This window comes from Rhodococcus mengyinensis (genome assembly GCF_048381435.1).
GTDB classification, from domain to species: Bacteria; Actinomycetota; Actinomycetes; order Mycobacteriales; family Mycobacteriaceae; genus Rhodococcus_F; species Rhodococcus_F opacus_D.
The window spans coordinates 45,683-53,618 of record NZ_JBLWIT010000071.1; the positions used below are offsets into that span (position 1 = coordinate 45,683).

The 7,936-nt window shown below is 64.7% G+C and carries 8 protein-coding genes; 5 read left to right on the forward strand and 3 right to left on the reverse strand.

Annotation, left to right across the window (positions count from 1 at the left end):
• Window positions 1-185: 185 nt before the first annotated feature.
• The 3 genes from ACNJ7E_RS14085 to ACNJ7E_RS14095 all read right to left on the reverse strand — a co-directional run bounded on the left by ACNJ7E_RS14085 (window position 186) and on the right by ACNJ7E_RS14095 (window position 4,256).
• Window positions 186-1,661 (reverse strand): aldehyde dehydrogenase family protein, encoded by a 1,476-nt coding sequence (locus tag ACNJ7E_RS14085; RefSeq protein WP_489686835.1) that lies wholly within the window; start codon window positions 1,659-1,661, stop codon window positions 186-188.
• Between the two features lie 418 nt (window positions 1,662-2,079).
• The gene (locus ACNJ7E_RS14090) at window positions 2,080-3,105 is read right to left on the reverse strand and encodes an acyl-CoA dehydrogenase family protein (protein ID WP_418340163.1); all 1,026 of its coding nucleotides are present in this window, start codon (window positions 3,103-3,105) and stop codon (window positions 2,080-2,082) included.
• A complete protein-coding gene (locus ACNJ7E_RS14095) occupies window positions 3,105-4,256 on the reverse strand; it encodes an acyl-CoA dehydrogenase family protein (RefSeq protein WP_280779746.1) in 1,152 nt (383 codons plus the stop codon). Before ACNJ7E_RS14095 ends, ACNJ7E_RS14090 begins: the two co-directional genes overlap by 1 nt.
• A 321-nt stretch (window positions 4,257-4,577) precedes the next feature.
• Here ACNJ7E_RS14095 and ACNJ7E_RS14100 point away from each other — a divergent pair, with 321 nt between their 5' ends.
• The 5 genes from ACNJ7E_RS14100 to ACNJ7E_RS14120 form a co-directional block, all read left to right on the forward strand.
• Window positions 4,578-5,030: a MaoC/PaaZ C-terminal domain-containing protein gene (locus ACNJ7E_RS14100; RefSeq protein WP_418340164.1), complete on the forward strand. Its 453-nt coding sequence runs from the start codon at window positions 4,578-4,580 to the stop codon at window positions 5,028-5,030.
• A complete protein-coding gene (locus ACNJ7E_RS14105; protein WP_009475743.1) occupies window positions 5,027-5,476 on the forward strand; it encodes a hypothetical protein in 450 nt (149 codons plus the stop codon). Before ACNJ7E_RS14100 ends, ACNJ7E_RS14105 begins: the two co-directional genes overlap by 4 nt.
• Entirely contained in the window at window positions 5,473-6,174 is a 702-nt protein-coding gene (locus tag ACNJ7E_RS14110) for an SDR family oxidoreductase (protein ID WP_009475742.1), read from the forward strand. The genes ACNJ7E_RS14105 and ACNJ7E_RS14110 overlap by 4 nt, the downstream gene beginning before the upstream one ends.
• 199 nt (window positions 6,175-6,373) lie before the next feature.
• Window positions 6,374-7,546 (forward strand): LLM class flavin-dependent oxidoreductase, encoded by a 1,173-nt coding sequence (locus ACNJ7E_RS14115; protein WP_009475740.1) that lies wholly within the window; start codon window positions 6,374-6,376, stop codon window positions 7,544-7,546.
• A gap of 28 nt (window positions 7,547-7,574) precedes the next feature.
• Window positions 7,575-7,936 (forward strand): RidA family protein (locus ACNJ7E_RS14120; protein ID WP_418340165.1); only part of this gene is annotated, 362 nt, incomplete at its 3' end.

Genomic DNA, 7,936 nt, shown 5'->3' on the forward strand with positions numbered 1-7,936 from the left:
CCACCTGCGCGGATCCGCTCCCCCCGGAACTGTTGTTCATGTCTGTGTAGTGGTGTCGCAAAGTAACGTTTAGATGTGGTTCATATCACAAACCGGTCTCGCTGTTTATGTTCTACAGCACAGTCACGCTTTCCGCCACATGCACAAATGTCCAACAGGGCGTATGGGACGGCCCTCCCACACGCTCACGGATGCCGTCGGATCAGACGCCCGTGTACACGGTCTTCCCCCAGGTGTAGAAATCCACCGCGCTGCGACCCTGCTCCCGGAACGTGTTCGTGGACGAATCGTTCCCTCCGCCGAACGGCACATTCAGGTCGAGCCCGGCGGTCGGGCGGTTGATCTTGACGACGCCGGCCTGCGCCCGGGCCGCGAAGTCCGTCTAGCGGGCGAGGCTGTCGGTGCAGATTCCCGCGGTGAGTCCGTAGCGGGAGTCGTTGACGGCGGCGAGCCCGGCCTCGTAGTCGGCGACCTCCAGGACGGCGACGACCGGGCCGAAGATCTCGTCCGTGACCGCCGGATCGTCGAGCGGCAGATCGGTGAGCACGGTGGCCGGGAAGAAGAACCCGGCGGACGAGTCGCCGGCGTAATCCCCGTGTCGCAGTGTTGCGCCTGCGCCCGACTGCGGAGCGCACCGCGGCCTGGTCCTGCTCGAACTGCGCGCTGCTCACCACCGCGCCCATGCGGATCGTGTCCGCCGAACCGTCACCCGGAACGTACCGAGCAGCTTCCTCGACCAGCGCATCGAGGAACGCATCGCGGATTCCGGGTGTGACGTACACGCGGGACGTCGCCGTACAGGCCTGCCCGGTCAGGCCGAACGCCCCGGCGGCCACGACCTGTGCGGCATTCCGGGCGTCGTCGAGCACCAGTTCCCCGTTCTTGCCGCCCATCTCCAGCTGTACCCGGGCTCGGCGGGCGTTCAGGATGTCCTGCAGTCCCAACCCGACGGAGGTCGAGCCGGTGAAGGACAGCCCCGCGACGCGGGGATCGCGGGCAAGGGCATCACCCACCACCCGTCCTTTGCCGTGGACCACGTTGAAGACACCGGCGGGGAGACCGGCGTCGTGGAGGGCGCGGGCAAGGTGCGTTGCGGACAGGGGTGTGAGTTCGGCGGGCATGAACACCACCGTGTTGCCCGAGACGAGTGCGGGGGCGGTCTTCCACGCGGGGATGGCGATGGGAAAGTTCCACGGCGTGATGAGCGTGAAGACGCCGAGGGGTCCGCGGCGGGTGGTGACGCTGGTTCCGGGCAGTCCGCTGGGGAGCACCTCGCCGGTGGCCGCCCACCCGAGGGAACCGAAGAACCGCGACACGTCCACGGCGCGCGTGACTTTGCCGCGGGCTTCGGCGAGGGTCTTGCCTTCTTCCCGGACGAGGTCCGCGGCCACAACGGAACCACGTTCCTGCAGCAGATTCGCCGCCATCATGAGGATGGCGCCCCGGGCCGGTGCGGGGAGGGCGGCCCACGCCGGCTGGGCTGCGGCGGCGGCCGTGACGGCGGCGTCCGTGTGGACAAAGTGCCGCGTGGTGCTGCAGCTGCCTCGAACAGTGCGGATCGGCGGTATGTGGGGCGGTGTCTGCTCAGACCGGTGAGCTACCGCGCGTTGTGGGTGCTGCCCAGTGGGACCGCCGGCGCGGATAGGTGGAGGAAAGCGCACGGACGAGATGCGGATCGCAGCGAGTATCCTGCATTACTGCCCATAGCCTGTCGACGAACTGGTGCTCGGTGATTCCGAATGTCTGGAAGACAAGCTCTGCGGGAACCCTGCCATAGGGAATCCATTGCCGAGCGAGGGTGATGAGTTCGCGTGCTTCGCGGGGTAAGTCCTGGCAGTCACTCATCGGGCGTCTTCCTTTCTGGGGCCGTCGCTGTCTCTCGTGTCGAGGCCGCCAAAGGCGTCGACCGGTCTTCTCGGCTCAGGTGAGGAAGCCGGGCTGGTCATGGCAGTCCAGAACTCGAACTCTCGCGCGGCTACACGAGTGTGCGCGAGAACGCGAAAGACTTCCGTAATTCTCTGTGCAAGTGCGAATGTCATTCGGCACTACTCAATTCGTTGGTCATTGGCGGCCGGAAGACTATGCGGTGACGAGGCACCACAGATTCTGTCGGCCTGCCGTGATGGATGCGGTGGTGAGCATGTCGTCCCAGTGGTGGAGGGAGCCGAACTCGGAGCGCCACGCGAGGGCAGGTTGGGTGAACTCGTGCAGGCGGTGCTCGCGGGTGGTGCCGATCGCTCCGTGTACCTGGTGGGCATTGCGGACGACGGTAGAGGCGGCGTGCCCTGTGCAGGAGCGGGCAACGGCGACAAGGACGTCGAGGTTCGTTGCGGACCAATCGGTGCGGACGGCTTCGTTCAGGGCGGCTTCGGTGGCGGCCCGCGCGAGTGCGGCTTCGGCGGCGATGTCGGCGACGAGGTTCTGGACGGACTGAAACTTCGCGAGGGGCCGCCCGAACTGCGTGCGCTCGGTGGTGTGGGTGATCGACAGGTCGAGGATGCGATCGAGGGCGGCGCTCGTCTGCACGGCTCGGATCAGTGCGCCACGCAGGAGTAGTTGGTCGACGACCGCGTCAGCTATCGGAGTGCCCGAGTGGGCGCTGTCGATGGTGACGGTGTCTCTGGGTTCGCCGGCGATGTTGGCCTCCGGCGTGATGGTGAGCATGTTCGTCTCGATGTCAGCGACAACGTACGTGTGGGTGTCGCGCCAGACCGTGACGATCTTGTCGGATTGGGCGGCCCAGGGCACCCGGTGGGCAGTTCCGGTGTGATCGAGCAGGCAGACGGTGCGGCGGGCGTCGTCTGCGGGAAGCCCGGCGGTATCGAGCAGCCAGCCGGCGAGCAGGTCGTGTTCGGCCAGCGGGATTCGGACGCCGTTGGCCGCGGCGGCGCGGAGCAGTTCCGCGGCTTCGAGCCATCCGGCTCCGCTGCCGTCGGATTCCTCTGGTCCGGTGAGGCGGGTCAGGCCGAGATCGGTGAGGTGGGACCAGAGGATCGGGTCCCACGTAGCGGTACCGGCGTCAGGTTCCTTCTGGTCGCGGTAAGCGACGAAGACCGCAGACATCATTTCCACAAGATCGGGGTCGACAGTGGTCGGTGTCGTCATCAGCGCATTCCCAATCCCCGCGCGATCACGCCGCGCAGAACTTCGTTGGTGCCGCCACGAAGGGTGAATCCGGGGCGTTGGGCGGCGGCGTCATCGATCATTGCCCGGTAGCGACGGGGGGTCGGACCGGTGTCACCGGTGATGACGTCGGCAAAATCGGCGATGTCGCCTTCGGTGGTAGTTCCGAGGACTTTGACGACGGCCGCGGCGACGTCGGCGGGTTCGTGGCGTCCGAGGGCTCCGGCGACCGCGGTGGACATCTGGTGCAGCCCCATTGTTCGGGCGAGATACCGGCCTAGGTCGGGGTGTCGGGATACTGCCCCTGTCCGCATCTGTTCCGCGGTGTCGGCGAGGAGAGGAAATGTGGACAGGAAGCGTTCGGGTCCGCTGCGTTCGAAGCTCAGTTCCGAGGTGACCTGCTGCCAACCGCTGCCGATGGTGCCGAAGACCATGTCGTCGGAGACGAAGACGTCGTTGAGGATGACTTCGTTGAAATGGTGCCCACCGTGCATCGAGACGATGGGCCGGATGTCGACGCGCGGGGACCGCAAATCGACGATGAACTGGCTCAGTCCATCGTGCCGATGTGCGGGGTCGACGGGGGTCGTGCGGGCGAGGCAGATGAATGCATGGGCATGGTGGGCGCCGGACGTCCAGACCTTGGTGCCGCTGAGGACCCAGCCGTCGTCGACGCGGGTGGCTTTGGTGCGGACGCTGGCGAGGTCGGATCCGGAGTCGGGTTCGCTCATGCCGATGGCGAAGTAGCACTCGCCGCGGGCGATCTCGGGTAGGTACTTCCGTTTTTGAAATTCGGTGCCGTACAGGAGGAGTGACGGTGCAATCTGGCGGTCGGCGATCCAGTGCGCGGCGACCGGGGCGCCTGCAGCGAGGAGTTCCTCAGTGACGACGAAACGTTCGAGGTGGCTGCGACCATGGCCACCGTACTCGATTGGGATCGTCATGCCGACCCATCCCCGGTCGGCGAGTGTGCGCGAGAAGTCCTCGTGCCAGCCGGTGAGCCAGCTGTCGATCCGCGGAGTGATGCGCCCATCAGCGAACTGGGCGTCGACGAATTGCCGGACTTCGGCGCGTAAGTCGTCCATGTCGTGTGGGTCCGACGCTATGGGCGGAACCAGTCGCGGATCTCTCATTGGAGAATCCCTTCGGTTGTGGCTGAGTCGGTTTCGGGTGTTGCGTCACGTTGCGTCCCGGTGCCAGCGTGTGCGTCTGCAAACCGGTTGGAATGTTGGACGAGAGGCTGATCGCCGTATGTCGTGATTACGCACTATGGCAAAAGTGGGCGATATACGCAATGCTGGTAAGTAATTCGGCGTAGGTACCGGGATCGTCCAGGCGAGTGCATCTTAATGCTTGACGTACCGACCGGGCGGTACTAAGTTTCCGTGAACGGTAGCCGCTCGGCAAACTGCCTCGAGTCGGAGTTCCGCAAATGAATTCTCGAAAGGTGTCCCATGGCCGGACTGTGGTTCGACGACGTGGAAATCGGAATGACGTTCGAGACTCCGCGTCGCACTGTGACGGAGGCGGACGTGGTCAACTTCGCCGGAGTGTCCGGTGATTTTCACACTCTGCACACTGATGCGCAGACTATGCGCGAGAGTCAGTTCGGCGAACGGATCGCTCACGGAGCGCTCGTTCTGTCGATCGTGACAGGCCTTCGGGGCCGGCTCGGAATCTTCGACGACACCCTGGTGGCGTTCGCCGAGATCCGTCGCTGGCGCTTCGTGCGTCCGGTGCTCATCGGCGACACGATCCGCGCGGCCAACGAGGTCGTGGAGCTGACTCCTACGTCGAAGCCTGACCGTGGCGTCATGGTCCAGTACGTGCAGGTTCTCAACCAGCACGATGTCGTCGTACAAGAAGGAGAAATGGTGGCATTGGTGAAGCGGGAGGCGAAGGTATGAGGGTCCGCGCGGACGACCCGCAACTCAATGAGGTGTTGACCGGCGCCGGCCCTGCGGGAAAAGACCCCCGTGACGGTCTCGTATTCGTCGCACGGACCGGTCTTCGTGAATGGGCGGAGACCGAGGACGAACTGGCTCAGGCGTTCGACATGACCCGGGAGACAGTCGCGGCCGGTGGTGCAGTGGTCTACGTCGTGCCCTCGGCCGCACTGCTGGGACGAACCGAACCGCTGGACGCGGCTGTCGCAGCCGGCCTACTCAGCGGCGCACGCGCACTCGCGCTCGAGCGCCGAAAACACAACGGCTACTCGACGGTCGTCGCCGTGGCCGACGATGTGGAACCGAAGTCGGTTGCCGACGCGGTGGATCTCCTCGTCGCCACTCGCGGGGCCAACGGTCAAGCCTTCGTACTCGGCGACGAACATTTAGGAGCAGCTCTGCCATGAAGATTGCAGTGGTCACAGGCGCGGCCCGGGGTATCGGCTTCGAAATTGCCCGGCGCCTGACGAAGGACGGCTACCGCCTGGTCCTGGTAGACGTGGATCCGACGGTCGGGGACAGCGCGGCATCGATCGATGCCACGCCAGTAAAGGCCGACATCGCCGATCCGGAGGGCCGTGCGCAGATTCGCTCCGCGATACGGTCCGAAGAGGGGCAGCCGACCTTGCTGGTGAACAACGCCGGTATCACGCGCGATGCTCTGATCGGCGACATGACCGAACCGAACTTCCGACTCGTCAATCGAATCAACCTCGGCGCGACCTTCGAGTTGACGTCCGAACTGGCCGACGAGATCGTCGATGGTGGCGCGGTGGTCAATATCAGCTCACGCGCATACCTCGGCAACGTCGGCCAGTTCAACTACGCCATCTCCAAGGGCGGCGTAGTCGGTCTGACCCGGTCACTGGCGTTGAGCCACGCGCCGCGCTTGCGCGTCAACGCCGTGGCACCGGGCTTCATCGCCACCGACATGACCGACGCGGTACCCGCGAGGGTGCGTGACCGCATCATCTCGCGCATTCCGCTGCAACGCCCGGGCAGGCCCATCGATATCGCCGAAGCCGTCGCTTGGTTGGGCTCCGACCAGGCGGCATATGTCACGGGACAGGTATTGCCGTGCTGCGGAGGTCGCAGCCATGGCTGAAGGCGGTCATGGCAGATACGTAGTGCACAGGTAGTGGATAGGTAGTTTCCCGCTGGCATCGGGGCCGGCCCGCAGGGACCCTCGTGTGATGGTCGTCACGGAAGGGTGCGGTGTGACGTCGGCCCTCGAAAACCGGTTGAAGAAACGACGGTCGTTCTCGTCGGGAGCGGCGGTCGGCCACAGAGACTTGGAGTGAAGTATGAAACTGGATTTGCTGTATGCGTTGACGAATCGTTCGGGCGAGTTGTCCTGGCATGAGGTGCTGGAGGCGACGCGGCGACATGCCGTGATGGCGGACCAGCTCGGATATGACCGTATTTGGTTGGGGGAGCATCACTTCGATGTCGACGGGACCGATGCGAGCCCGAATCCGATCATGCTGGCGACGGATCTGGCCGCTCGGACGAGCCGCATCCGTTTCGGGATGGCGGCGGTATCGCTGACCCTGTGGCATCCACTGAGGGTGGCGGAGGATCTCTCCATCCTGGACCACTTCAGTGACGGTCGTCTCGATGTGGCGTTCGGTCGGGGAATTCTGCCGATCGAGGTGATGAACCTCAATCCCGAGGCAAACCGCTGGAACGGCAGCGAGAACAGTTACGGGATCTTCGACGAAAACCTCGCGATCGTGAAGGGGATCTGGACCGACCGCCAGTTCAGTTGGAAGGGGCCGCGCTACACATTCCCGGAGCCGGGGACGAAGTTCATCCACTCGCCCGGTGCGCCCGATCCGGAAGGCTGGGTCGGCGATGACGGCATACTTCAAGCGTTCGGGATCACTCCGCAGCCGTACCAGCAGCCGATGCCGCCGCTGTTCGCGGTCACCGAGACTGTCGAGGGCTTCCGGCGCGCCGCTCAGAAGGGTATGCAGCCGATCACCTGGTACCCCACTGGTCAGGTTCTCCACAACCTCTGCGAGCTCTACCGTGACGAGCGGGCCAAGGTCACCGGCGTCACCCCGGCACTCGGCGAGGATGTGGGCGTGCTGCGCATGGCATACGTCGCGGACACGGACGAGGAGGCGCGTCGCATCGCTGAGCCGGCGGTGGTGGAGTTCTTCGAGCTTATCTGCCGGGTTCGCGGTATCGGGGTCTTCCTCGACGCCGACGAGGACCCGAACGATCCCAAGTACAAGGCGATGGCCCCCTGGGATCTCATGTTCGATCGTGATCACCTCTTCATCGGTTCGCCGGACACCGTGCTCGAGAAGATGACGCGGATGACGAAGTCGCACGGGATCCAGAACTGGCTGTTGCAGATGGGCGTGCCGGGCATCGCACACGACGACATCGACAGATCCCTGAAACTCTTCGCCAGCGAGTGCATGCCGGAACTCCGCACACTCGATTCCACGGCTGTCGCCGCGAACTGATCCACCGGATCCCACAGAAGGAATACTCATGACGGAATACCTCAACCCAGGCAACCTTCCCTACCCTCGATTCGGAATGAATCCGGGTGTGGCGACCAAGGACTACGTGTTCTGCGGCGGCATGGCGCTGGATCTGGAGACGCTGGCGCGTAAGCCGGAGGCCGACACCGTCGCGAACGAGACGAAGATCGCGCTGGAGGAGATCCAGGGGATCCTCGAGACTGTCGGCTGCACGCTCGGGGACGTGGTGAAGACGACGTGTTACCTGGCCGACGATTCGTATCGCAAGGAGTTCTGGACCGCGTACACCGAGGTCTTCGGCGAAGGCCCGTACCCGGCGCGCACGACGCTCGTCGTCGGCATCGCCGGCGACTGCCGCGTCGAGATCGA

Bases quoted from the DNA above. Each gene is read 5' to 3' on its own strand.
- ACNJ7E_RS14090 (WP_418340163.1), bottom strand. From the start codon at position 3,105: ATGACGACACCGACCACTGTCGACCCCGATCTTGTGGAAATGATGTCT.
- ACNJ7E_RS14095 (WP_280779746.1), bottom strand. From the start codon at position 4,256: ATGAGAGATCCGCGACTGGTTCCGCCCATAGCGTCGGACCCACACGAC.
- ACNJ7E_RS14100 (WP_418340164.1), top strand. From the start codon at position 4,578: ATGGCCGGACTGTGGTTCGACGACGTGGAAATCGGAATGACGTTCGAG.
- ACNJ7E_RS14105 (WP_009475743.1), top strand. From the start codon at position 5,027: ATGAGGGTCCGCGCGGACGACCCGCAACTCAATGAGGTGTTGACCGGC.
- ACNJ7E_RS14110 (WP_009475742.1), top strand. From the start codon at position 5,473: ATGAAGATTGCAGTGGTCACAGGCGCGGCCCGGGGTATCGGCTTCGAA.
- ACNJ7E_RS14115 (WP_009475740.1), top strand. From the start codon at position 6,374: ATGAAACTGGATTTGCTGTATGCGTTGACGAATCGTTCGGGCGAGTTG.